This window comes from Streptomyces cupreus (genome assembly GCF_014257025.1).
GTDB classification, from domain to species: domain Bacteria; phylum Actinomycetota; class Actinomycetes; order Streptomycetales; family Streptomycetaceae; genus Streptomyces; species Streptomyces cupreus.
Genome location: NZ_JACMSF010000019.1, coordinates 21,944 through 44,027, shown reverse-complemented (window position 1 = coordinate 44,027; position 22,084 = coordinate 21,944). Strand labels below are relative to the sequence as shown.

The 22,084-nt window shown below is 72.7% G+C and carries 25 protein-coding genes; 17 read left to right on the top strand and 8 right to left on the bottom strand.

All coding sequences use genetic code 11. The features are described 5' to 3' along the window. The 13 genes from H4N64_RS19160 to H4N64_RS19100 are packed head-to-tail and all read left to right on the top strand — an operon-like array spanning position 1 to position 11,206. Positions 1 to 1,224 carry a beta-ketoacyl-[acyl-carrier-protein] synthase family protein gene (locus H4N64_RS19160; RefSeq protein ID WP_260859801.1) on the top strand — a complete coding sequence of 408 codons (1,224 nt, stop codon included), beginning with the start codon at positions 1 to 3 and terminating at the stop codon, positions 1,222 to 1,224. Next, positions 1,221 to 2,399, top strand: a complete 1,179-nt coding sequence (locus H4N64_RS19155) for a beta-ketoacyl synthase N-terminal-like domain-containing protein (RefSeq protein ID WP_186283582.1) — start codon at positions 1,221 to 1,223, stop codon at positions 2,397 to 2,399. Before H4N64_RS19160 ends, H4N64_RS19155 begins: the two co-directional genes overlap by 4 nt. Beyond that, complete coding sequence (locus tag H4N64_RS19150; RefSeq protein WP_186283581.1) at positions 2,400 to 3,434, top strand: beta-ketoacyl synthase N-terminal-like domain-containing protein; 1,035 nt, start codon at positions 2,400 to 2,402, stop codon at positions 3,432 to 3,434. Further along, a complete protein-coding gene (locus H4N64_RS19145) occupies positions 3,434 to 4,411 on the top strand; it encodes a hypothetical protein (RefSeq protein ID WP_186283580.1) in 978 nt (325 codons plus the stop codon). Before H4N64_RS19150 ends, H4N64_RS19145 begins: the two co-directional genes overlap by 1 nt. Before the next feature lie 27 nt (positions 4,412 to 4,438). Continuing rightward, positions 4,439 to 5,629, top strand: coding sequence for a beta-ketoacyl synthase N-terminal-like domain-containing protein (locus H4N64_RS46380; protein ID WP_186283579.1), 1,191 nt, complete (start codon positions 4,439 to 4,441; stop codon positions 5,627 to 5,629). Continuing rightward, positions 5,626 to 6,624: a beta-ketoacyl synthase N-terminal-like domain-containing protein gene (locus H4N64_RS19135; RefSeq protein ID WP_186283578.1), complete on the top strand. Its 999-nt coding sequence runs from the start codon at positions 5,626 to 5,628 to the stop codon at positions 6,622 to 6,624. Before H4N64_RS46380 ends, H4N64_RS19135 begins: the two co-directional genes overlap by 4 nt. Further along, positions 6,618 to 7,418, top strand: coding sequence for an SDR family oxidoreductase (locus H4N64_RS19130; RefSeq protein ID WP_186283577.1), 801 nt, complete (start codon positions 6,618 to 6,620; stop codon positions 7,416 to 7,418). Before H4N64_RS19135 ends, H4N64_RS19130 begins: the two co-directional genes overlap by 7 nt. Continuing rightward, positions 7,415 to 8,509 (top strand): beta-ketoacyl synthase N-terminal-like domain-containing protein, encoded by a 1,095-nt coding sequence (locus H4N64_RS19125; protein WP_186283576.1) that lies wholly within the window; start codon positions 7,415 to 7,417, stop codon positions 8,507 to 8,509. The genes H4N64_RS19130 and H4N64_RS19125 overlap by 4 nt, the downstream gene beginning before the upstream one ends. Before the next feature lie 29 nt (positions 8,510 to 8,538). Continuing rightward, a complete protein-coding gene (locus H4N64_RS19120; protein ID WP_186283575.1) occupies positions 8,539 to 8,802 on the top strand; it encodes an acyl carrier protein in 264 nt (87 codons plus the stop codon). Beyond that, positions 8,799 to 9,182, top strand: a complete 384-nt coding sequence (locus H4N64_RS19115; RefSeq protein WP_186283574.1) for a 3-hydroxyacyl-ACP dehydratase FabZ family protein — start codon at positions 8,799 to 8,801, stop codon at positions 9,180 to 9,182. The genes H4N64_RS19120 and H4N64_RS19115 overlap by 4 nt, the downstream gene beginning before the upstream one ends. Continuing rightward, complete coding sequence (locus H4N64_RS19110) at positions 9,179 to 9,700, top strand: 3-hydroxyacyl-ACP dehydratase FabZ family protein (protein ID WP_336246734.1); 522 nt, start codon at positions 9,179 to 9,181, stop codon at positions 9,698 to 9,700. The genes H4N64_RS19115 and H4N64_RS19110 overlap by 4 nt, the downstream gene beginning before the upstream one ends. Further along, positions 9,697 to 10,443, top strand: a complete 747-nt coding sequence (fabG, locus tag H4N64_RS19105) for a 3-oxoacyl-[acyl-carrier-protein] reductase (protein ID WP_186283573.1) — start codon at positions 9,697 to 9,699, stop codon at positions 10,441 to 10,443. The genes H4N64_RS19110 and fabG overlap by 4 nt, the downstream gene beginning before the upstream one ends. A gap of 34 nt (positions 10,444 to 10,477) precedes the next feature. Then, the gene (locus H4N64_RS19100) at positions 10,478 to 11,206 is read left to right on the top strand and encodes a 2-hydroxychromene-2-carboxylate isomerase (RefSeq protein WP_186283572.1); all 729 of its coding nucleotides are present in this window, start codon (positions 10,478 to 10,480) and stop codon (positions 11,204 to 11,206) included. Between the two features lie 15 nt (positions 11,207 to 11,221). Here H4N64_RS19100 and H4N64_RS19095 read toward each other — a convergent pair whose 3' ends face one another. The 4 genes from H4N64_RS19095 to H4N64_RS19080 form a co-directional block, all read right to left on the bottom strand. Beyond that, positions 11,222 to 12,595 (bottom strand): FAD-dependent oxidoreductase, encoded by a 1,374-nt coding sequence (locus H4N64_RS19095; RefSeq protein ID WP_186283571.1) that lies wholly within the window; start codon positions 12,593 to 12,595, stop codon positions 11,222 to 11,224. Continuing rightward, positions 12,559 to 13,449 carry an alpha/beta fold hydrolase gene (locus H4N64_RS19090; RefSeq protein ID WP_186283570.1) on the bottom strand — a complete coding sequence of 297 codons (891 nt, stop codon included), beginning with the start codon at positions 13,447 to 13,449 and terminating at the stop codon, positions 12,559 to 12,561. Before H4N64_RS19090 ends, H4N64_RS19095 begins: the two co-directional genes overlap by 37 nt. Continuing rightward, positions 13,446 to 14,468, bottom strand: a complete 1,023-nt coding sequence (locus tag H4N64_RS19085) for an AfsA-related hotdog domain-containing protein (RefSeq protein WP_186283569.1) — start codon at positions 14,466 to 14,468, stop codon at positions 13,446 to 13,448. Before H4N64_RS19085 ends, H4N64_RS19090 begins: the two co-directional genes overlap by 4 nt. A 103-nt stretch (positions 14,469 to 14,571) precedes the next feature. Continuing rightward, on the bottom strand, positions 14,572 to 15,222 hold the full coding sequence (locus tag H4N64_RS19080; protein WP_186283568.1) for a TetR/AcrR family transcriptional regulator: 651 nt from the start codon (positions 15,220 to 15,222) through the stop codon (positions 14,572 to 14,574). Between the two features lie 143 nt (positions 15,223 to 15,365). Here H4N64_RS19080 and H4N64_RS19075 point away from each other — a divergent pair, with 143 nt between their 5' ends. The 3 genes from H4N64_RS19075 (at position 15,366) to H4N64_RS19065 (ending at position 19,396) form a co-directional block, all read left to right on the top strand. Next, a complete protein-coding gene (locus tag H4N64_RS19075; RefSeq protein ID WP_186283567.1) occupies positions 15,366 to 17,003 on the top strand; it encodes a DHA2 family efflux MFS transporter permease subunit in 1,638 nt (545 codons plus the stop codon). A 64-nt stretch (positions 17,004 to 17,067) separates the two neighbouring features. Then, positions 17,068 to 17,883, top strand: coding sequence for a BTAD domain-containing putative transcriptional regulator (locus H4N64_RS19070; protein ID WP_186283566.1), 816 nt, complete (start codon positions 17,068 to 17,070; stop codon positions 17,881 to 17,883). Between the two features lie 82 nt (positions 17,884 to 17,965). Further along, positions 17,966 to 19,396, top strand: coding sequence for a condensation domain-containing protein (locus H4N64_RS19065; RefSeq protein ID WP_186283565.1), 1,431 nt, complete (start codon positions 17,966 to 17,968; stop codon positions 19,394 to 19,396). A gap of 24 nt (positions 19,397 to 19,420) precedes the next feature. On the opposite strand, the gene H4N64_RS19060 is transcribed toward H4N64_RS19065, so the two are convergent. The 3 genes from H4N64_RS19060 to H4N64_RS19050 form a co-directional block, all read right to left on the bottom strand. Further along, complete coding sequence (locus H4N64_RS19060) at positions 19,421 to 20,590, bottom strand: GTP-binding protein (RefSeq protein WP_186283564.1); 1,170 nt, start codon at positions 20,588 to 20,590, stop codon at positions 19,421 to 19,423. A 4-nt stretch (positions 20,591 to 20,594) separates the two neighbouring features. Beyond that, a complete protein-coding gene (rpmF, locus tag H4N64_RS19055; protein WP_186283563.1) occupies positions 20,595 to 20,765 on the bottom strand; it encodes a 50S ribosomal protein L32 in 171 nt (56 codons plus the stop codon). Positions 20,766 to 20,842: 77 nt separating this feature from the next. Then, on the bottom strand, positions 20,843 to 21,244 hold the full coding sequence (locus H4N64_RS19050; protein WP_186283562.1) for a (2Fe-2S) ferredoxin domain-containing protein: 402 nt from the start codon (positions 21,242 to 21,244) through the stop codon (positions 20,843 to 20,845). 100 nt (positions 21,245 to 21,344) lie between these two features. On the opposite strand from H4N64_RS19050, the gene H4N64_RS19045 reads away from it, so the two are divergent. Beyond that, positions 21,345 to 21,836 (top strand): phosphatase domain-containing protein, encoded by a 492-nt coding sequence (locus tag H4N64_RS19045; protein ID WP_186283561.1) that lies wholly within the window; start codon positions 21,345 to 21,347, stop codon positions 21,834 to 21,836. A gap of 12 nt (positions 21,837 to 21,848) precedes the next feature. Here the strand turns inward: H4N64_RS19045 and H4N64_RS19040 are convergent, their stop codons facing one another. Then, on the bottom strand, positions 21,849 to 22,067 hold the full coding sequence (locus H4N64_RS19040; protein ID WP_186283560.1) for a dodecin: 219 nt from the start codon (positions 22,065 to 22,067) through the stop codon (positions 21,849 to 21,851). Between the last annotated feature and the right edge of the window lie 17 nt (positions 22,068 to 22,084).

Genomic DNA, 22,084 nt, shown 5'->3' with positions numbered 1-22,084 from the left:
ATGGACGGCGCGCGCGTTGTCATCACCGGACTGGGCACGGTGACCGGCATCGGCATCGGAGTCGAGGACTTCACGGACGCACTGCGCGCCGGACGCCACTGCGCACAGCCGATCACCGCGTTCGACACGACCGGCTTCGCTCATGCGAACGGCTGTGAGATAGCGGACTTCGACCCTGCCCGCTGGATCCGCGCCACGGACCCGTACACCCTGGGGCGCGCAGGCCGGTTCGCCGTCGCCGCGGCACGTCTGGCTCTTGAGGACGCGGGCCTGCCGGTGGACACCGTGCGGGCGCGGCGCTGCCTCGTGGCGGTGGGGACGACCGACGGCGAGTCCCGTGACCTCGACGACCTCGTCGAGGTGCAGCTGCGCAAGGGACCCGAGCACATGGATCCCGGCGTCGTCCGGCGCGCCGGAGCCGAACGGCTCTCCTCGGGCATCGTCCGCGAACTCGGTCTGGCCGACGTGGAGGCGGTGACCGTTGCGACGGCCTGCGCGGCGGGCAACTACGCGCTCGGCTACGGCTTGGACGCGATCGCTCAGGGCGAGGCGCAGATAGCCCTGTGCGGGGGAGCGGACGCGATCTGCCGCAAGACCTTCACGGGCTTCTACCGCCTCGGAGCCATCGCCCCCGACGCCTGCCGGCCCTTCGACCGCAACCGGCGCGGCCTGCTCACCGGAGAGGGCGCCGGCATCCTCGTCCTGGAAAGCCTGGGCGGCGCCCTGGCCCGAGGAGCCCGTATCTACGCCGAAGTCCTCGGCTACGCGCTGACCTGCGACGCCCACCACCCGATGGCGCCACTGCGGGACGGCATCGCACGGTGCATGCTGCAGGCGCACGGCAACGCCGGTGTCCAGCCGCACGACATCGACCTCATCTCCGCCCACGGCACCGGAACCAGGGCCAACGACGCCACCGAGGCGGCCGCCATTCGCCAGGTCTTCGGCGACCGGCCGCCCAGCACCGTCTCCATCAAGGCGATGATCGGTCACACCATGGGCGCCGCGAGCGCACTGGCGACCGCGGCCTGCGCGGTGGCGATCACCGAAGGATTCATCCCGCCCACGGTCAACCACATCGAGACCGACCCCGACTGCGCACTGGACTGCGTCCCCAACCGGGCGCGGCAGACGGCGCCGCGGATCGTGCAGAACAACGCTCTCGCTTTCGGCGGCAACAACGCGGTGGTCATCCTCCGCCGATGGGAGGGGACGGTGGCATGAGCGTCTCTCCGCCCGCAGCGCCGGGCAGCGTGGCCATCACCGGCATGGGGGTCGTGTGCTGCCTGGGCGACACCGTCAGCGGCACCTTCGCGGCGCTGTGCTCCGGGCGCAGCGGCGTCGCCCCGCTGCGAGCCTTCCGCCCGGAGCTGTACCGCGCCCGCCACGCCTACGAGATCGACGACCGGCCGGGCCGCCGCGACGAGACCCTGCGCGCCACGCGCTGGCTGGTGCGCGCGGTGCGCGCGGCCATCGCCGACGACGGGCTGCTCGACGACCTGGGCTCCGTTCCCGTGCTGGTCGGCACCACGCTGCGGGAGTTGCGCTCGGTGGAGCTGTGGTGGCGCGACGGCCATCCGTTCGCCCCGCGCGATCTGCACTTCGGCACGGCGCTGCGCGACGAGTTCGCTGCCACCGACACCCACACGGTGTGCAATGCCTGCGCCGCATCCCTCTACACCCTCGGCCTCGGCGCGGACCTGATCACCCTGGGCGCGGCACCCGCGGTCGTGGTCGCCGGCGTCGACGCGATCACCGAGAGCAGCTACGGGCTGCTGGACCGGGCGAACGACCGGCCCCCGAGCGCGCTGCGCCCCTTCGAACGGACCCGCAGCGGCATGTTGATGGGAGAGGGGGCGGCCGCGGCGGTGCTCCGCCGGGCCGACGCGGCACCGCCGAACCGGGTGCGTGCGGTGGTCCGGGCGGTCGCCCTGGCCTGCGACGCGCAGCACCCGACGGCCCCCGACCCCAAGGGAATCGCCGCGGCCATCCGCGAGGGCCACCGGCGTGCCTCGGTCGCCGCCGAGGACGTGGACCTGGTGATGCTGCACGGGAGCGGCACACCGCTGGGCGACGAGGCGGAGGCCATGGGGCTGACCGATGTGCTGGGGCCGTCGGTGCGCGGGCCGTACATGACCGCCGTGAAGTCGATGACCGGGCACACGGCCGGCAGTTCGGGACTGCTGAGCCTGATTGTCGCGGTGGAGAGCCTGCGCCACGGCAGGGTGCCGCCCGTCGTGGGCCTGGCCGAACCGATCGAAGCGGCACGGGAGTTCCGCCTCGTACGAGGTACCGCGGCCGCTGCCCGGCTGCGGCTGGCGCAGGTGAACGCGTTCGGCTTCGGCGGCCTGAACGCGGTGGCCCTGGTCGAGATGCCCGCCGCGTCGGAGGTGGCCTAGATGACGTACGACGATGACGACGGCGTGCTGGTGACCGGCACCGGCTTCGCCCTGTCCGGGGTGGACCGGGCGGCGGACCTGTGGACGTGCCCCTCGGCACGCTTCAAGGAGCCGTTCGAACCGGCGGACCGGCTCGGCGGACGGCGTCTTCGGTACAAGGACCGCGCGACCCGGCTCGGCCTCGCGGCCGTGCACCAGGTCCTGCGCGATGCGCGGCTGCAGGCGGACGGCGGCGGCCTCACCGTGCCGGGGGAGAGCACCGGAGTGGTCGTCAGCTCCAACCTCGGCAACGTGGACGCCGTGTGCGCGGCGGCGGAGACGATCGCGAGCGACACGGCGGCCGCCGTGAGCCCGATGGAACTGCCCAACACCGCGAGCAATGTGATCGCCTCCTGGATCGCGATCCGCTTCGGGCTGCGCGGCGCGAGCCTCACCCTGTGCAACGGGCCCACCTCCGGCCTGGACGCCTTGTTCTGGGCGTGGGCACTCGTCCGGGCCGGCCGCGTCGAGCGCGCCGTCGTGGTCGGCGTGGAGCCGACCGGCACAGCGGCCCGCCTCCTGGCCGCCGCCCACGACCGCCGACCGGACGACGGCGCACGGCTCCTTGACGGCGCGGTGGCCCTCGTGGCCGAGTCCGCCCGTGCCGCACGCCGGCGCGGGATTCCGGCGACGGCCGCGCTGTCCGGTTTCGCGCGCCGTGCCGACCTCCACGAAGCCGTCGCCCGGGCACGCGGACCGGACGGCCCGCCGGTCGGCGTGTGGCTCGTCCCGGAAGGCGGCAGCGTGCCCACGCCCGAGGGCCTGCACGGAGTGCACACCCGCGACCTCAGCACGGACGTGGGCCACTGTTCCGGCGCCCTGGGCGTGCTCCAATGCGCGGCCGCTACCGCGTACCTGAGCCGGGGCGGTCCTGGCTGCGTCCTGGCGACGGCGGGTGGCCACGACGATGACGACGCCGCCGCGGCCGTCGTGCTCACCGCCCCTGCACCGAGCGACGACTTCGTACCGGGCCCGTCGGCCCTGGAAGGACGCTGATGGCCTCCCCCACCGACACCGCCGGTCTGCCCCCGCTGCTGCGCAACCGCACCCGCCATGTGCTCCGCCCACGGTACGAGGGCGCCAACATCTGCACCTGGATCGGCTTCAAGCACGTCAACTACCTGGTGGAGGAAGCCGTACTCGCGCACTTCCGGGAGGCGGGAGTGCCCGCCGGACGCCTCTACGAGGACTTCGGCCTGTGTCTCGGCGTCACCGCCCTCGCCACCCGGATCGGCACCGCCCTCCACTTGGACGACAAGACCGTCGCCGACGTCACCCCCGCACAGTGGGACGCCTCGGGCCTGCGGATGCGGGTGACGCTGGCCCTGGACCGTGACGGCACGGCCCGCCGCGCGGCGACCTCGACGGTACGGGCCGTGCTGCGCACCGACACACGCGGCGGCCCCGTGGCGACGGTTCCGGAGGAACTGGCCGGCTGGTCCGTGCCAGGTGTGGCGGCCCCCCTTTCCGACGTCTCTCGGCCCGTGCCCGTGCCGGAGGACATCCCGGGCGAGGAGGTCGTCCGCCGACTCACCGCCGACGTCAACGCCTTCGCCGTCGCCTGGCGCATCCCGTACTACTACTGCCACTTCACCGAGCAGATGCAGATCTCCGGCTATCTGCGCGCCCTGGAGGGGGCCGTCGACCTGTTCCTGGCGGACCGGGGCGTCTCCATCCGGAGCCTGCTCGACGAGCGGAACCTGATCCCGGTCGTCCCCCGCTCGTCGGTCACCATGCTCGGCGAGGCGCTGATGGAGGACCGGGCCTACACCGTCCTCACGGTCGAGGAGGTCTTCAAGAACCTCACCTTCACTCTGCGCATGGACTGCTACGTCCACCGCGGCGGGGCCCTGCTGCCCACGGCCACCGGGCGGATCACCCACGGCTACGCGACGATCCGCGGCCGCCGCGACTGGAGCCTGGTCGGCTTCGACCCCCATCTGCTGCGCGCGCTCGGCCCGGCCGGTGGCTGAGCGCCGTCCTGTCGGCCGGAGGTGCCCGTGGAGCCCGTAGCGATCACCGGACTCGGTGTCCTGTGCTGCCTGGGCAGCGGAACGGACGTCTTCTGGCGTGGCCTGGCCACCGCACGGCCCGCGCCCGCACCGGTCGGCGACCCTCACGCCCGTATGCCGCTGCCCATCTGCTACGCCGTGCCGGACGGCGCCGTGCCCGACCGGCCCGACCACCTGGGCGGCCTGCCGCTCGGCCGGGCTTCGCGGATGGCGGTCGCCGCCGCCCGCCAGGCACTCGCCGACGCCCGGCTGACGGGCATGGCGGGAGCCCCGTACGCGATCGTCGTCGGCACCGGGATGGGTGACTCGGGGCTGCACGAGCAACACCGCTGCGACAGCCCCCCGGACGGAAAGGAGCTGGGCCCCGTCTTCGTGGTGGGCTCCGCCCTCGGCGACGCGCTGGGCTGGACGGGACCCTGCATCAGTGTCAGCAACGCCTGTTCCGCCGGCGGATTCGCGCTGACCGTCGCCGCCGACCTGATCCGCGCCGGCGAGGCCGATGTGGCCCTGGCGGGCGGCGCTGACGCCTACTCGCGGGTCGCGCTCGCGTGCTTCAACCGGCTCGGCGCCATCGACCCGCTGCGCTGCCGTCCCTTCGACGCCCGCCGACGCGGCACCGTCTTCGCCGAGGGCGCCGCCATGCTCGTACTCGAATCCGCGCTGCACGCCGAGCGGCGGGGCGCGCTCCCGCCCACGGCCTGGCTGCTGGGCGACGGGTGGAGCTGCGATGCCCACCACCCGACCGCCCCCGAACCGCAGGGGCAGCAGATCCGCCGGGCGATGCGTGCCGCGATCGAGGGCTCCGGCAGCGATGCCGACGCGATCGGCTGCGTCATCCCCCACGGCACCGGCACCGCACTCAACGACGTGGTGGAGAGCAGGGCGTTGCACGCCGTCATCGGCCCGCGGTGCGCGCGACTGCCGCTGTACAGCCTCAAGGCCCTCGTCGGCCACACCGGTGGCGCCGCCGGGGCCCTCGCGGCCGTGACCGGCGCGCTCATCGCACGTCGACGGGCCGTGCCGCCCAACGCCCCGCTCGACGAGCCCGATCCGGACTGCCCGGTCTGGCTGCCGGACGGCGGCCCCACCCCGCTCACCGGGCGGCACGTCCTGGTCAACGCCTACGCCTTCGGAGGCAACAACGTGTCGTTCGTTCTCGCCGGAGGTGATCCCCGATGAGCGCACCGGCCGATCTGGTGGTCACCGGAATCGGCGTCGTGAGCCCGCTCGCCGCCATGGCGGCCCTGGCTGCCCCGCCGCGCGCGGGGAACGCCGCACCCGCCCCGGCGGCCGACGCCTGGTTCGACGCCGACGCCCGCCTCGGCCCGCGCGGCCACAAGTACCTGCCGCCCGCCGCCCGGTACCTCCTCGCCGCCGCGGGCGACGCCCTGGCCGACGCCGGTGACTGCCTCGCCGGGATTCCCGAGGAGCGGCGTGGCGCCGCGGTCGGCACGAACCACGCCGTCGCCGCGCTGCACGCCCGCATGGACCGCACGGTGATCAGCGAGGGTGCGGACGGACTCAGCCCGGCCACCGCCCCGTTCTTCTCGGTCAACCTCTTCGGCAGCCACCTGTCCGGCCGGTTCGCGCTCAAGGCGTTCAACGTCACCGTCACCTCGCCCGGCGTGGCGGGTCTCGAAGCCGTGCAGATGGGCCTCCGCGCCGTCACGGCCGGCCGGTCCGCACTGCTGCTCGCCGCGGCGACCGAGGAAGCCCGCGAGGGCGGGACCCACACCGACAGCGGTGCCGTCGCCCTCGTGTTCGAGCGACGGCAGGCGGCGACGGCCCGGCCCGTGCGGCGGCACGGCTCCTGCCGGGTGCGCAGCGCCTTCGTACCACCGAGCCTGTTGCGGGAGGCATCCGGGCGGGCACAGGCCCGCGACAGGCTGGTCGCCCACCTCGCCGAACCCGGCGCCGACGCGCCGCCGACCCACCTGGTCCTGGACGACTCGCCGGTGGCCGCCGTGGCAGCGCAGGCCGTCGGTGCGACCGGAGCGGCGGTGACGTACGAGGCGGTGGGCTCCGGCAGCCTGCGCCCCATGCTGCGGCTGGCCGGGCTGTTGGCCGTCGCGCGGGGGCCGGCGCGGCTGGTGTCCGCGATCGCCCAGGGGCATGTCGCATGGGCCGAGACCCGCCCGGAAGATGCGCGCGCGGACGGGTCGGCGCCGTGCTGAGGGAACTGAAAGGACTCTGGGCGCTGATCCTGGGCGCCTCCAGCGGCATGGGCCGTGCCACGGCCCGCGCTCTGGCCGCGGAGGGCATGCACGTCGTCGGTGTCCACTTCGATCCGCCGTCCGCCCAGGCGGCCACGGACCAGCTGGTACAGGAGCTGCGCGCCGGCGGGACGTGTGCGCACTTCGCCCATGCGAACGCGGCCGCCGCCCGGACCCGCGGTCAGCTGGTGCCCTGGGTGGCCGACCTCACCGGCGGCGCCGGCGTCCACGTCCTGCTGCACTCCCTCGCCTTCGGCAGCCTGGCCCCCTACCTCGGCGGCGGGGACGGGGCGCCGGAGGCCGTCACCGAGCGCCAGTTGACGATGACGTCCAACGTCATGGCGCACAGCCTGGTCCTGTGGGTGCAGGACCTGCACGCCGCCGGACTGCTGCCGCGCGGTGCCAAGGTCTACGCGATGACCAGCGCCGGAAGCTCCCGCGCCGTAGCCCACTACGGGCCGGTGTCCGCCGCGAAGAGCGCGCTGGAATCCCATGTGCGGCAGCTCGCCCTGGAGCTGGCGCCGCACGGGGTCGCGGTGAACGCGCTGCGTGCCGGGGTGACCCTGACCCCGGCGTTCCAACGCATCCCCGGCAGCGAGGAGTTCGCGCGGCGCGCCCGCACGCTCAATCCGCACGGGCGACTGACCGTGCCCGAGGACGTGGCCGAGGCCGTCGTCGTGCTCGCCCGCACCGACTCCGCCTGGATCACCGGCAACACGATCGGCGTCGACGGAGGGGAGCTGATCAGCGGATGAGTACCGACGGGGCACCGGTCATCACCGCCTGGACGGTCATGTCCGGGCTCGGCGCGGGTGCCGGGACACTCACCGCCGGGCTGCGCTCGGGCCGCAGCGCGGTGACCGAACTCGATCCCACGGCGTGGCCGGGACCGCTCGGACACGGGGCGCCCATCCCCGCCTTCACGGTGGCCGGGGCACTCGGACGCAAGGGCACGCGCTCCATGGACCGTGCGACCGGCATTGCGGTGGCGACCGTCGGCATGCTGCTCGACGACCCGGAACAGCCCGTCGGGCCGACCGGCCGGCGTGACCTCGCCCTCGTGCTGGGCACGGGCAGCGGCAGTGTCCAGAGCATCATGGACTTCACCAGGGACTCCCTCACCCAGGACCGGCCGTACCTCGTGGACCCGGCACGCTTTCCCAACACCGTCATGAACTGCGCCGCCGGGCGCTGCGCGATCCGGTACGGGATCGAGGGGCCCAACTCCACGATCGCCGCGGGCCGGCTGACCGCTCTGCACGTGCTGCGGTACGCCACCCGGTTGCTGCGTGCCGGACATGCCGAGGCCGTCCTGTGCGGGGCCGTGGAGGAGTTCTCCGTGCAGCGCTCGTGGCTGGAATGGCACGCCCGGCCGGACGGCGACCGGCTGCGGCCACTGGGCGAGGGGTGCGCTCTGTTTCTGCTCGAACGGCCCTTCGCCGCGGCCAGGTTGGGGGGTGAGCCGCTTCTGCGGGTCTGCGCGACGGCGTTCCGCGGATTCCAGGACGCGTCCGCGGCGCGGCCGGCGCTGGCGGAGTGCGTCCACGAGGCCCTGTCCAGGTCCGGGGCTGGACCGGCCGACGTCTGGGCCGTCGTACCGTCGCCGCACGACGAGGAGACCGGCGCCGCACAGCAGGGTGCGCTCGGCGACGTACTGGGCGCCGCCACCCCCCTGTGGCTGCGGCCGGAGGAGCTGATCGGTGACACCTCCGCCGCCGCCGGCGCCTTCCAGCTCGCCGCGGTACTGGCCGAGGGAATCCCCCGTCCGACGTGGGGGCGTACCGCACTGGTCACCGCGATCGATGCGGGGGGACTGGCCGGATGCCTGGCGGTGAGCCCGCTATGACCGAACACCCTGACGTGAGGAGTGCTCCCATGACCGATGGCATCGACTGCGCGAGCGACAAGGAGGAACTGCGCGACACCATCGCCGAGATCCTGGACGTGCCCACCTCCGAGGTCACCGACAGCGCGCACTTCGTGGACGACCTCGATGTCGACTCGCTGCTGGCCCTGGAGATCGCGGTCGTGCTGGAGAAGAAGTACGGCGTCCAGGTCGCGGAGTCCGAGATGAAGCGGCTCACCTGCTTCCAACAGGTCTACGAGCTGCTGCGGTCGAGGCGGGGGCGGGCCTCATGAGGGCGACCGCCTTCGGGCGGGCCGTGCCCGTCGTCGGCCGGGACGGCGAGACCCTGACGGCGCGCACCCGTGTCGAGGCGGACGAGACGGTGCTCGCCGGCCACTACCCGGGCTTCCCGGTGCTGCCCGCGGTGTGCCTCGTCGAGGCGGTCGACCTGGCCCTCGACGGGGCGGGACGGTGGGAGCGCGGACGCATGCGCCTGGCGGAGATCGAGAGCAGCCGCTTCCTCGGCCCCGTGCTCCCCGGCGACGACCTGACCCTCACGATGACGGTCGAGCCGAGCCACGCCGGGGACGCGGTCCGCTGTACCGCCACGGTCAGCGCGGGCCGGGGCCCGGCCGCGCGGCTGCGCCTGCTCTACCGGGCGGTGCAGCCGTGACCTCGGTGACCTCGACGGATGTTGTGATCGACGTCAGCGCCATCAAGCGCGTCATCCCGCACCGCCATCCGGTGCTCCTGCTGGACCGGGTGACCGACGTGGTGCCCGGGCGAAGCCTGACCGCCGTCAAGGCCGTCACCTGCAACGAACCCTGGTACGCCGCCGTCGATGACACGGCTCGCCCCTGGGAGTACCGCTATCCGCCGACCCTGCTCGTCGAGTCGTGGTGCCAGGCTGCGGCGTTCCTGGTCGGCTGGGCGCGGCCCAACCCGGATGTGCTCTCCGGCGAGGTGATGCTCGGGGTCGGCATCTCCGGCGTCCGCTTCGGCGGCCCGGTGTTCCCCGGTGCCGTACTGCGCCATCACGTCCGGCTGCGGCGTGCCGTCACCGGCGCCGCGATCTGCGAGGGCGAGACGGCTGTCGGCGCGCGGACGGTCCTGTCGGTGGCCGACTTCGTGCTGGCGCTGCGCCCCGCGGACACCCTGCTGCGGGCACCGGCGGCGGGGGAGCGGCCGTGAGCGGCGAACGGCGCCCGGTGGCGCTGATCACCGGCGGCTCGCGCGGCATCGGCCGGGCGGTCGTGCTGCGGCTCGCGGCGGACGGGTACGACGTGGCGTTCTGCTACCGGGCGCAGGCCGAGGCCGCCGAGGAGGTGACCAAGTGCGTCGGCCCCACGGGCGCCCGCGTGCTCGTGCGGCAGGTCGACGTCCGCGACGAGGCACGGGTGCGGGCCTTCGTCGGCGCTGCGGAGGAGGAACTCGGCCCCTTGGACGTGCTGGTCAGCTGTGCCGGCATCGTGCGGGACGCCCCGCTGGTCCATATGACCGCCGAGGACTGGGAGGACGTACTCGCGGTGAACCTCGACGGCACCTACCGGGTCTGCCGGGCGGCCATCTTCTCCTTCATGCGCCGCAGGACCGGGTGCCTGATCACCGTGTCGTCGGTGGCGGGCGTCTACGGTCACGCGGGGCAGGTGAACTACGCCGCCGCCAAGGCCGGGATCATCGGCTTCACCCGGTCGCTCGCCAAGGAAGTGGCGCGGCTCGGGATTCGTGTCAACGCGGTCGCCCCCGGGTTCGTCGAGACGGACATGACCGCCGGCCTCACCGAACGGCAGCGCCAGGACGCCCTGCGGGAGATCCCGATGGGCCGGCTCGGCCGGGCCGACGAGATCGCCGACGCCGTGGCGTTCCTGGCGTCCGAGCGGGCCGCCTACGTGTCCGGACAGGTCCTCCAGGTTGACGGCGGCCTCACCTTGTGACCACACCCCCAGCCGAGAGAAGGAACCGACAGCCATGACAGCGCACACGCTCGCGGCCCCCCGCTTCTACTTCTCCTTCCGCAGCCCCTATTCCTGGCTCGCCCACCACGATCTCCTCGAGTGGTACCCGGGGCTGGCGGACGAACTGGCCTGGATCCCGTTCTGGGAACCGGACCGGCGCAGCGAGCGCATGCTGACCGACGCGGGCGGCTCCTTCCCGTATGTGCCGATGTCGCGCGCGAAGCATCTGTACGTGCTTCAGGACGTACGGCGTCTGGTCACCGTCCGCGGCCTGACCGTCGTCTGGCCGGTCGACCGGGATCCTTGCTGGGAAGTACCGCACCTGGCCTATCTGGTGGCGGCGGAGCAGGGTGCCGGGCAGGCCTTCGCCGACCAGGTGTACCGGGCACGCTGGCAGCAGGGCCACGACATATGCGACCGGGCCGTCGTGGCCGGCATCGCCAAGGAGTTGGGCCTGGACGCCGAGGCGCTGGGCGGCGCGGCCGATGACGAGCAGGCCCGGGCAGCCGGGCTCGACGCGCTGCTCGCGGCCGACCGGGACGGGGTGTTCGGGGTGCCGTTCTTCGTGCACCGGCACGACCGCTACTGGGGAGTGGACCGGCTGGCATCCTTCGCCTGGACGGTGCGGGCACTGCACGGCGGTCGCCCGAGGCCCCTGGCCGGCGGCGGGAGCAGGGTGCTCTCTCTCGGACCGGACGCCTCCCGCATCGCGGACGGCGGCCATGCCGGCGGCTGCGGCTGACGGGGAGCCGGGCTCTCACCCGCTCCAGCGCGCGGCAAGTGCCGAGACACGTGCCCGGGCGGCCCGGAAGCACTGCTCGATCGACGCGCCCCGCACATAGTCACCGGTGATCTCCAGCCCCGGCACCGCGGCGCCGAGCCCGGCGAGGCGGCGCAGCCGCCGCTCGTGGAAGCGGCTGTAGGCGCAGTACGCCCACACCCACCGGCCGGCCACGAAGTCCCGGCGGTCCTGCCGTCGCACCGGGAAATGCGCGCCGAGGAGATCCTCGGCAAGGTCCAGCAGGTCGGCGTCGGGCACGTCGGCGGCCAGTCGGCGCCGCGCGGCACGGCCGCTGAACGTGTACCGCACGATGTTCCGTTCGGCCAGGCCGTAGGCTCCGGCGTTGCTCAGCGGTTCCTCCGGGCCGAACACCAGGGACCGCACCCGCTCGGGGAAGACGGGGCGCTCGTACTCGGCCACGATCACGGCGGCCGGGAAGTACCGGATCTGCCGCAGCTCGGCGGCGAGTTCGCCGGCCGCCTCCTCCACGAGCCGTGCGGCCGAGGGCGCGGGCAGCGCGACGACCACCGTGTCGGCGGGGTGGAGGGTGGGCGTCTTCGTGCTCGTCGGCGCGGCGAGGACGCCCACTACACGGTCGCCCGCCCTCGCCAGCCGGGTCACGCGGGTACCCAGTCGGACCGTCACCCGCTGCGCGAACGCGCGGAACAGAGGATCGAAACCGGCGGTCGGCTGGTCGAACGAGTCCATGAGCAGGCCCAGTTGGCAGCCCAGGGTGCCCAGATGCACCTCGTCGGGCTCGGCGCCTGTCGTCCGCACCGTGAGCGGACGCAGCAGTGCCGCGCAGGCGCGCGGGCCGAAGTACTCGTGCAGCGGAGGGTCGCTGTGGCGCAGCGCGAGCGCGGTGAGCGCGGGTCCCCCGAGATGGCCTTCCGCTTCGTGCCGCCGCACCAGCGAGGCGAGCCGGAGCAGCCGTATGCCGTCCCTGGGTGAGGTGCTGCGGGCCAGCACGGTGGCGCTGCGCAGCCGGGCCGAGCTGTCGATGGTGCGCAGCCTGCCGTCCTCGACGCGCGAGGAATTGATGCCGAAGGGCTCGAACGCGACGGAGCCCAGCGTGCGGGCGAAGTCCCGGAAGTACGTGTAGTTGCGTCCGATGTTCTTGCCGCCGAGCGTCACGGTGCGGGAGCCGAGCTCCGTGCCGGCGCAGCGTCCGCCGAGCCGGTCCTGCTCGTCGAAGAGGGTGACCTCGGCTCCGCCGCCGGCGAGGTACCAGGCCGCCGCGATTCCGGACCAGCCGCCGCCGACGACGGCCACGGTGCTGCCCGTGAAGGGCTTCGGGCCGTGCGCGCCGGTCATCACCGACCGCTCCCGGCTGTCTCCGTGGCGGTCCACGCCGCCACGTACCGGGCGAGGTCCGTGCCGTGCCGCGCCCAGCGGAAGTGGTCCAGCCGCGACCCGTCCACCTCGGCGGAGGTGTAGTGCCACCGGTCGACGCGGGCGCTCGGCAGTTTGCCGCACAGGTGGTCGACAGCGGCGGGCGGCGCCAGCCGGTCGCCTTCCACCCCCACGGCGAGGACCGGCAGTCGCAGTCGTCGCAGCAGCTCCTCGGTCCGTGTGCCCGGGTGGCGTCCCAACCGGTAGCGGCCGGTGCGGGCTTGCCGGGCCCAGTCCCGCATGACGCGCGCAGGCTGCCGGCCGCCGAAGCCGAGCCGGTCCCCGGGCCAGTGCCCCAGCGCCGTCGCCAGCAGTGCCGCGGACTGACTGCCGATCAGGACGCCCGCACCGCACAGCATTCCGTAGCTCCCGTACCAGACGGAGCCGGCGGCGATGAGGACCACCGCGTCGGGGGGCCGCTCGTGGCCGGTCGCGCTGTGGGCCGCCTGGAGCAGCGCCAGTTGGCCGCCCAGGCTGTGTCCGAGCAGGACCAGAGGTGCCTGCGGGGCGAGCTCGCGCACCGCCGTGGAGGCGGCGGCCAGGTCCGCGACGAGCTCCGCGTAGCCGAAGGCGGGCGCCCGGCTGCCGTTCGGTGCACGCTCGCCCTGGCCGCGCAGATCGCCGAGCACCACGCTGAGCCCGGTGCTGTACAGGGCCCGCGCGAAGGAACGGTAGAAGCGCGCCGCGGTGCCCATCGCCGGAACGACCAGGACGACCGGGACGGTGGGGACCGGCTGGAGTCGCCCGCGGAGGGGGAAGCGGACTCCGTCGGCGGCCACCGCCTCGCCCACGGGCCGCAGGTCACCGATCACCGCGCCTTTCCTCCCACCGGCATTGCGTCGTCGTCCACCGCTGTGACGGTCATCCGCGCCTCGGCCACCGTTGTGTTGTGTTGGGTCACCCGTGTGCTCACGACAGGACAGCCGTCGTCCTCGCCCGTGAGCGCCGCATGGCACGACGTGATCCGGCCGAGTTCGGCGAAGCCGCTGAACTGGGCGCTGCACTTGGTGACCAGCAGCCGGGTTGCGGGGACGTCGAGCACCGCGGACGCCGCGGCCACGGCGGTCTGCCGGCACCCTTCGAGTACGGCGGTGCCCGGGTGGTGGTCCTGCGGATGCTCGAAGAAGACGGGATGGCCGGGGTCCACGACCAGGCGGGTCCATGCCGCGTCGGCAGCCACCGTGAGGTCGGACACGACCACGTTGGCCGCGTCGCGCCGGCCCACCAGCGCCGGGGTGACCGGGCGGTCGTGCGGCGGGAAGCCGTGGTCGGGGGCGGCGGCCGCGTCGGCGCGGAGTTTGGCGTATCCGTCCTCCGAGACGAAGTGCACGGTGCCGGTGAAGCCCGCGGCGCGGCGGCCGCCCAGCCAGCAGGAGGCCCGCCCCACCATGCCGTGCAGGGGGCCGTTGCGCCGTCTGCGGGCACGCTCGATATCGATCTTGATCACCAGGTCGGCCGGTTCCGCGCCGACGCGGAGCACCGGGAGATCGTCCAGGGTGATCGCCATGGCCCTGATGACGAACCGGGCCCCGTCCGGGACGCCGAGGAGCCCGTGGGCGATGGCCTCGACGGCCTGGCGCTCGACCTCGCCGATGAGGAGCAGGTCGTAGTAGGGCAGATAGGTGTCGTTGAAGTAACGGTGCATGCGCGGCAGTTGGGCGAGGACGACGGGGGAGCCGGAGACGTCCCGCACCGCAGTGAGGAAGACGTTCTCGACCGCGCGTTTGTGCACCAGCGCGCGCGGCAGTGTGGTGTCGGTGGTCAGCCCGAGCCTTCTCAGCTCTGGTTCCGACGCGTTGGTGACGTCCGCGTCGTCCGTCGGCACAGCCATGGGTGCCCTCCCGCGCCTGCCGGGGCACTGCGAGTGCATCGCGTGCGTCGGCACGCTAGGCGGCGGCCGTTAAGGAGGCATAAAGCCCCAGGCGGCGGGGGAGTCATGGCGCCGGGGCGTCCTCGGCTGTCCGGGCCCGCACGGAGCGGGTCGCCGCGTCCAGCTGGTCGCCCGAGCCCACCGCGAAGTCCCGTAGCAGTTCCTCGAAGCACGTGTCGGCGGCGTCCGGTTCCAGGAAGTACCCACCGAGGTCGAGCTGGACGTGCCCGTGGATGCAGCACCAGTACTGGCGCGTGACCATCCATGCGTCGCCCGCGCGAAAGCGTCCGGCGGCGGTGCAGCGCTCCACCGTTGCCATGGCGACGTCCAGCAGCATGGCGCCGCGGGCGCGGTCGTCCTCGGAGAGCCGGAACCCGCCCAGTGCGGAACCGCCCAGCATCACCGCGTACATGTGGGGATGGGCAAGGGCGTTGCGCCGGTACGCGCGGCCCAGTTCGGCGAGGTGAGTGACGGGGTCGTCGTGGTCCGCGACCTCGGCGAGCCGCTCGGCGAGCCGGGCGAAGCCCTCGCGCACCACGCCGCGGATCACGTCCTCCATGCTGCCGAAGTAGGTGTACACGGCCATCGTCGACGCCCCCACCTCCGCGGTGAGCCGGCGTGCCGACAGCGCGGCCGGCCCTTCCTCGGCGAGCAGATGAGCGGCGGCCTCGACCAGTTTGGCGCGCAGGGTGGGATTGCGGGCGCGTGGACTCATGAAGGCATCTTCTTCAACGACCCGGCGGGCGGACAACATCTGGCCGGGAGTCAGTCACCGGGCGGGGTCCGGAGTTGACGAGGCCCGTAGTATCACGCTGTTATGTAACCATCCGTCAGTGGCTCCCCCAGGGGGGATGCACAGTGAGCACCGAGAGCCCGAACGCCCCCGTCCCGCGCCTCGCCGACCACGAGCCCGGGCCCCCCGTCCGTCACGGACTGGTCCTGCTCACGCTGTCCATCGGCTTCTTCATGACGGTGCTGGACGTGACGATCGTCAACATCGCCGTCCCGGACCTGATCAGCGGCCTCAGCAGCTCCTTCAACCAGGTGCTGTGGATCCTCAACGCCTACACACTGGTCTTCGCGGTCCTGCTCCTGGTCAGTGGCAGGCTCGGCGACGCACTGGGGGCACGGCGCCTGCTGGTGTGGGGACTCGCCCTGTTCACGGTGGCCTCGGCGCTGTGCGGCGCGGCGCAGGATTCCGGTCAGCTCATCGCCGCCCGAGCCCTGCAGGGTCTGGGCGCCGCGGCCCTGATGCCGCAGACCTTGTCCATCCTGACCAGCCTCACGCCCGTGGAGCGGCGCGGAAGGGCGTTCGGGATCTGGAGCGCCATCGCCGGGACCGCGCTGGTGGCCGGGCCCACTCTGGGCGGGCTGCTGGTGACCTGGCAGAGCTGGCGGTGGGTCTTCGTCATTAACGTGCCCGTCGGGCTGGTGGCCATCGTCCTGGCGCTTCGTCACATACCGCCCATGAGCACCCACCGGCGTCATCGACTCGACCCGCTCGGGCTGATCCTCTCGACGGCGGCCCTGTTCTGTGTGACGTACGGGGTCATCGAGGGCCAGCGCTATGAGTGGGGGACGATCCGTGGCGTCGTCAGCATCCCGGCGGTGATCGTGCTGGGGGTCGTGCTGTGGGGCGCGTTCTTGTGGTGCGAGTGGCTGGGGCGGGCCGGTGACCCGCTGCTCCCGCTGGAGCTGCTGCGACGCCGGAACTATCTGCTGATGAACCTGGTCATCGCCATCGTCATGCTGGCGATGACCGGCCTGCTGCTGGTGCTGACCCTGTACCTCCAGCTCGTGCGGGGCATGTCCGCCCTGGAGGCGGGGCTCGCGCTGGCGCCGACACCCGTGGTCGCCGTACTGCTGTCCCCGTTCGTCGGACGGCTCACCGGGCGGCGGTCGGGCAAGTACGCCCTCGCCCTGGGCCTGCTGGTGTTCGCCGGGGCCTTGATCCTCATGGCGGCGACCGTCGCCACCGACTCGGACGCCGTCACACTGCTGCCCTCCCTCCTGATGGCGGGCACGGGGATGGGCCTGGTCCTCGCGCCGATGAACACCATCGCCATGCACGGCATACCTCAGCATCTGGTCGGCGCCGCCTCCGGTGTCTCCAGTACGGCCCGGCAGCTCGGCACGGTGATCGGCGTCGCCGCCGTGGGCGCGCTGCTGGCGAACCGGATCTCCCATGAGCTGCCCCGGGCGGCGGCCCGGCGGGCCGAGGGCCTTCCGCCCCTGCTCAGGGGCCGGTTCGTCGAGGCGTTCCATGATGCCTCGCACCGGCTGCGCCTCGGAGCGGGCGACCAGAGGGCCGCGTTCGGGCCGCCGGACGGGCTGGACGCGGCCGCGGCCCGCCACTGGCAGAGCAAGGGCGGCGCGGCCTTCGCCGACGGCTTCGTGAACGCGCTGAGCCTGCCCCTGCTGCTGCCCGTGCCGCTGCTCGCCCTCGCGATCGTCCTCACCGCGCTGGTGCGCACGAAGGAGGCAGCCCACGACTGAACACCGCCGGTCGTCAACGGGGGTTGAACCGATCGAACGCACCACCCCTATCCGGGAGTTGAAAGTGTCACCGCACCCCGTCCAGACCTGCCGACCGTTGCGCTACGAGGTTCTGGGCCGACTTCGTGTCACCCGTGACGACATCGATCTCACCCCCGCCCCGCCGAAGATCGCCAAACTGCTCGCCCTGCTGGTCGTGCGAGCCGGGGAGCCCCTGCCGGGCGGAAGGCTCCTCGCCGAACTGTGGGAGGACCGTCCTCCGCGCTGTGCCGTCGCAAGCCTGCGGGTCTACATCTCGCAGTTGCGCAAACTCCTCGGTGCTCCCGGGGAGGAGTCGCCGATCATCACCGCGCCGCGGGGCTACATCCTCGCCGTCGGCAGGGACCGGATCGACGCACGCGAGTTCGAACTGCTGTACCGGAAGGGCAGATCCCGTTTCCTCGCGGCCGATTTCAAGGCAGCCTTCTCCCTTCTGCGCGAGGCCCAGGGCCTGTGGCGCGGCCCTGTTCTTGAGGGCATGTCCTACTCCATGGACCTCACCTCGTTCGCCGCGGTGGCGGAGGAGAAGCGGCTGAACTGCACCGAACTGGGCATCGACGCGGCCCTGGCGCTGGGCCGGCATCACGAGGTGATCGAGGAACTCGGAGGTCTGCTCGTCCAGCACCCGCTGCGGGAGCCGTTCTACCGGCAGTTGATGATCGCTCTCTATCGGGCGGGCCGCCAGGGCGACGCGCTGGGTGTGTACCGCCGTGCCCGTGAGGTGATCAGGACAGAACTCGGCGTCGAGCCGGGGCCGCCCCTGCGCAGCGCCCAGCAGGCCATCCTCCGGGCGGACGTGGCGCGGCTCGGGGTGACAGGCGCGGTGTCGTTCCGGGGGTGACGCTGGGGGCGACGACCGCCGCCTGCCGCAGGTTTATGGAGCCTTTTCACGGCTCCAACCCGCGCACGGAAGGGTCGGCTCCATGCTGATGACACCGATCCTCGACTACGAGCCGACCCCTGGTGAGCTGGTCGAATTCCACGTTACGGCCCCGGCGTTGCGGTCCGCCGCCACCGCCCGGGAGCATCCCGCGCCGCCGTCCTACGTACAGGAGAACCACATCCGGCGCCGACTGGCGAACCGGGCCCGGGGCAAGGAGCAGTCGCCCTGGCTGGGCATCGTCTTCGACGTGCCGGGCAGGCTGGACACCGCCGCCATGGCGCGGGCGCTGGAGAAGTGGATCCGGCGCCACCCGACCCTGCTGACCTGGTTCGCGGTGGGCGAGCACACGGGCGGACTGCGGCGGCACGCGGTGCCCGCGGACGTGCTGTCGCTGGAGCCGGTGGCGCTGCGCACCCATGCCTCCCCCACCGTGATCCGGGACCACCTGCGGGAGCGCTGCGACACCGGCACCGATCCCTTGAACTGGCCGCCGTTCGTGGCGGGCGCGGTCGTCCGTGCGGAAACGGCCCCTTCGACCGTCTGGTTCGCGGTGGACCACGCGCACACCGACGGGTTCTCCATCCTGCTGGTCTTCAGCGAACTGCGCGCGCTGTACGAGGCGGAGCTGACCGGAGAGCAGCCGGACCTTCCGGCGACGGGCAGCTACGTCGACTTCTGTGCCCTCGACCGCGAACGGGCCGCCGCACTCGACGTCGCCGCGCCGGAGGTGCGTCGATGGCTGGAATTCTTCAGCGGAGGGCCGCCACGCTTCCCCCTGGACCTCGGGACCGAACCGGGCGGGGACCACCGCAGCGCCTCCATTGACATGCACCTGCTTGACGAGGCCGCGTCCGAGGCGTTCGCCGCGGTCTGCCGGAGCCGGGGTGCCGGATTCTCCGCCGGTCTGCTCACCGCGCTTGCCATCACCGGATACGAACTGGGCGGTCCGTCGTCGTACCGCGGCCTGGTCGTCGTCCACACCAGGGACGAGCCGCGCTGGACGTACACGCAGGGCTGGTTCATCAACCTGGTCCCGGTCGAATTCCCCTTGGCGGGGCCGCGGTTCGGCGATGTCGTCGGTCGCGCCCAGAAGGCCTTCGAGGGGGCCCGAAACCTGGCCGGGGTGTCGCCGTTGCGGGTGGCGGAGCTGTTCCCGGGGCTGTCGGTGCAGCCGGACAGCGCGGCCGTCCTGCCCATGGTGTCCTACATGGACCTCCGGCACGCACCGGGCTCGCGGGACTGGGCCGCCGCGAACTGCAACGCCCTGGTCGGCCCGGCCGGCGGCGCCGATGTACTGATCTGGGTGAACCGCCTGTGGGACCGCACCTATCTCAAGGGCAGCTATCCGGACACGGCCGTGGCCCAGGTCAACGTCCCGCGCTTCCTGCACCGGCTGCGGCATGTGCTGAACGAGATCGCCCGGACCGGCGACCATCGCATCGAGGCACCTTTGCCCGTCACGACGGCTTGAGCCGCACGCCGACGCCCCCCGGCGTCAGTGCGCGGCTGCGGCGTGTTCGTGGTCGCAGGCCTCGTCGATGCCGTAGGTGTCCCAGGCCGGGAACGGATCGGCGGGCGGAAGCGCCTCACCGGGTGCCATGAGGCAGTCGGTCAGCGCGGACCGGAGGGCCTTCGCGTCCAACTGCGTGCCGATGAAGACCAGTTCCTGCGCGTACGGGGCCGTGTCGTCCCGCGCGGTGGACGGCTCGAAGCGGGCCACCGAGCCGGCCTGGGACCACAGGCCCGTCACGTGCGGGCGGCTGGCGAGGGTGAAGAAGCCCTTGGAGCGGAGCACCTTTCCGTATGTGCCGCTGTCGAGTTCCTCGGTGACGAAGGTCCACAACCACTCGGGGTGGAAGGGGAGTTCGGAGCGGAACACCGTGGAGGAGATCCCGTACTCCTCGGTCTCGGGGACGTGGTCGCCGTTGAGTTCGCGGACCCAGCCGGGGGCCTGCTGGGCGCGCTCCAGGTCGAACAGCCGCGTGCCGAGCACCTCTTGGAGCTGCACGCGTCCCTGTACGGCGTCGACGATCCGCGCGGCCGGGTTGAGCCGGGCCAGTGCCGCCCGCAGCCGGTCCGCCGTCACGTCGTCGACCAGGTCCAGCTTGTTGAGCACGATGACGTCCGCGAACTCCACCTGGTCGACGAGGAGATCGCTCACTGTGCGCTCGTCGTCCTCGTACGGGGCGAGGCCGCGCTCGGCGAGTTCGTCGCCACCGTCCAGCTCGGACAGGAAGTTGGCGGCGTCGACGACCGTGACCATGGTGTCCAGGAGCGCGAGGTCGCCAAGTGTGGCGCCGTCGTCGCGGGCGAAGGCGAAGGTGGCCGCGACCGGCATCGGCTCGGAGATCCCGGAGGACTCGATCAGGAGGTGGTCGAAGCGGCCCTCGCGGGCCAGCCGGTCGACCTCCTCCAGCAGATCGTCGCGCAGGGTGCAGCAGATACAGCCGTTGGTCATCTCGACCAGGCGTTCCTCGGTCCGCGACAGGGCGGCCTCGCCGCCGCGCACCAGCGCGGCGTCGATGTTGACCTCGCTCATGTCGTTGACGATGACGGCCACCCGCAGGCCCTCGCGGTTGGTGAGGACGTGGTTGAGCAGCGTGGTCTTGCCCGCCCCGAGGAATCCGGAGAGCACGGTGACGGGCAGGCGGCGGTCGTCGGACATCCGCTCAGTCCTCGGGGCGCAGCAGCCCGCGCTCGTAGGCCTTGACCAGGCGCTGCGGCACCAAGTGCTGGACTCCGTCGACGGTGACCGGCACCAGCGTGGGGGTGGCGGCCTTCCACTGCGCTCGGCGGTGGCGGGTGTTGCTGCGGGACATCTTCCGCTTGGGGACGGCCATGACGTACCTCCTCGGTGGGTGAACACCGAGGACGCTACATGAAAATGGATCCCATTAACAATCAGGGGCTGTGCAGGTCAGCGCCGCGAGCGCACCCTCGGGTCCTTGGGTGCCTCGATGAACTGCAACTCCAGCGTCACCGGCGGCTCCGCCACCCCCGGCCCGCCCGCCGCCACCCAGCGCACGACCTCGTCGGTGCTGTCGTCGTCCGTGGCGAAGCCGACCCACGTCGGCCGTCCGCCGGCCCTCCGTCCCGCGGCCGAGGGGCCGACGACGATGACGTTGGCCTGGTCGCAGGGGCCCAGGCAGTCGGTCGTACGGATCCGGAAACCGTGCTCCGAGGCCGCCGCGCGCAGCAGCTCCAGCTGGCCCTCGTGGTCGGTGCCGGGGTGCTTGCGGGCGTTGCCGCAGCAGCAGCCCCGGCAGACGACGAGCGAGCAGGCGGAACCGGTCAGGGGAGTACGGGGCGTCGAAGGCATGACAGAAGTGTGAGGCCTGCGGAGATCGTCCTGATCACCGGGCCGCCCGCGCGTAGGACCGTTCTGATCACCGGGCCGCCCTCTGCGTAGAGTTGACGCCGTGACCGACAGCAGTAAACGCCCGCTCGCCGTGTTCGACCTCGACAACACCCTCGCCGACACCGCCCACCGGCAGCGGTTCCTGGAGACCAAGCCCCGCGACTGGGACGCCTTCTTCGCCGCCGCCCCCGCGGACCCGCCGATCGCCGAGGGCATCGCGCTGGTGCTGGCCAGCGCCGAGGAGTGCGAAGTGGTCTACCTGACCGGGCGGCCCGAGCGCTGCCGGCGCGACACGCTGGAGTGGCTCGCTGCCCAGGGGCTGCCCGAAGGGCGTGTGTACATGCGCCGCAACGACGACCGCAGGCCCGCCCGGCGCACCAAGCTGGAGATCCTCCGCCGCCTGGCCAGGACCCGGGAGATCCGGGTCCTGGTGGACGACGACGAGCTGGTGTGCGAGGACGCCGAACGGGCCGGGTTCACCGTCGTACGGGCGAAGTGGACCGCCCCCTCCGCGGCGCTGAAGACGGCGCAGGAGCGGGAGGGGCGGACCTGAGGTCCGGCGCGCTCAGTCGGCGGTGTCCTCCAGGCGGAAGCCGACCTTCATGGTCACCTGCCAGTGCGCGATCTGCCCGTTGTCGAGCTGGCCGCGCACCTCGGTCACCTCGAACCAGTCCAGGTTGCGCAGGGTCTGCGAGGCCCGCTCGATGCCGTTGCGGATGGCCTGGTCCACGCCCTCGGGCGAGGTGCCGACGATATCCGTGACCCGGTAGGTGTGGTTCGACATGTGGGTGCTCCTCTCAC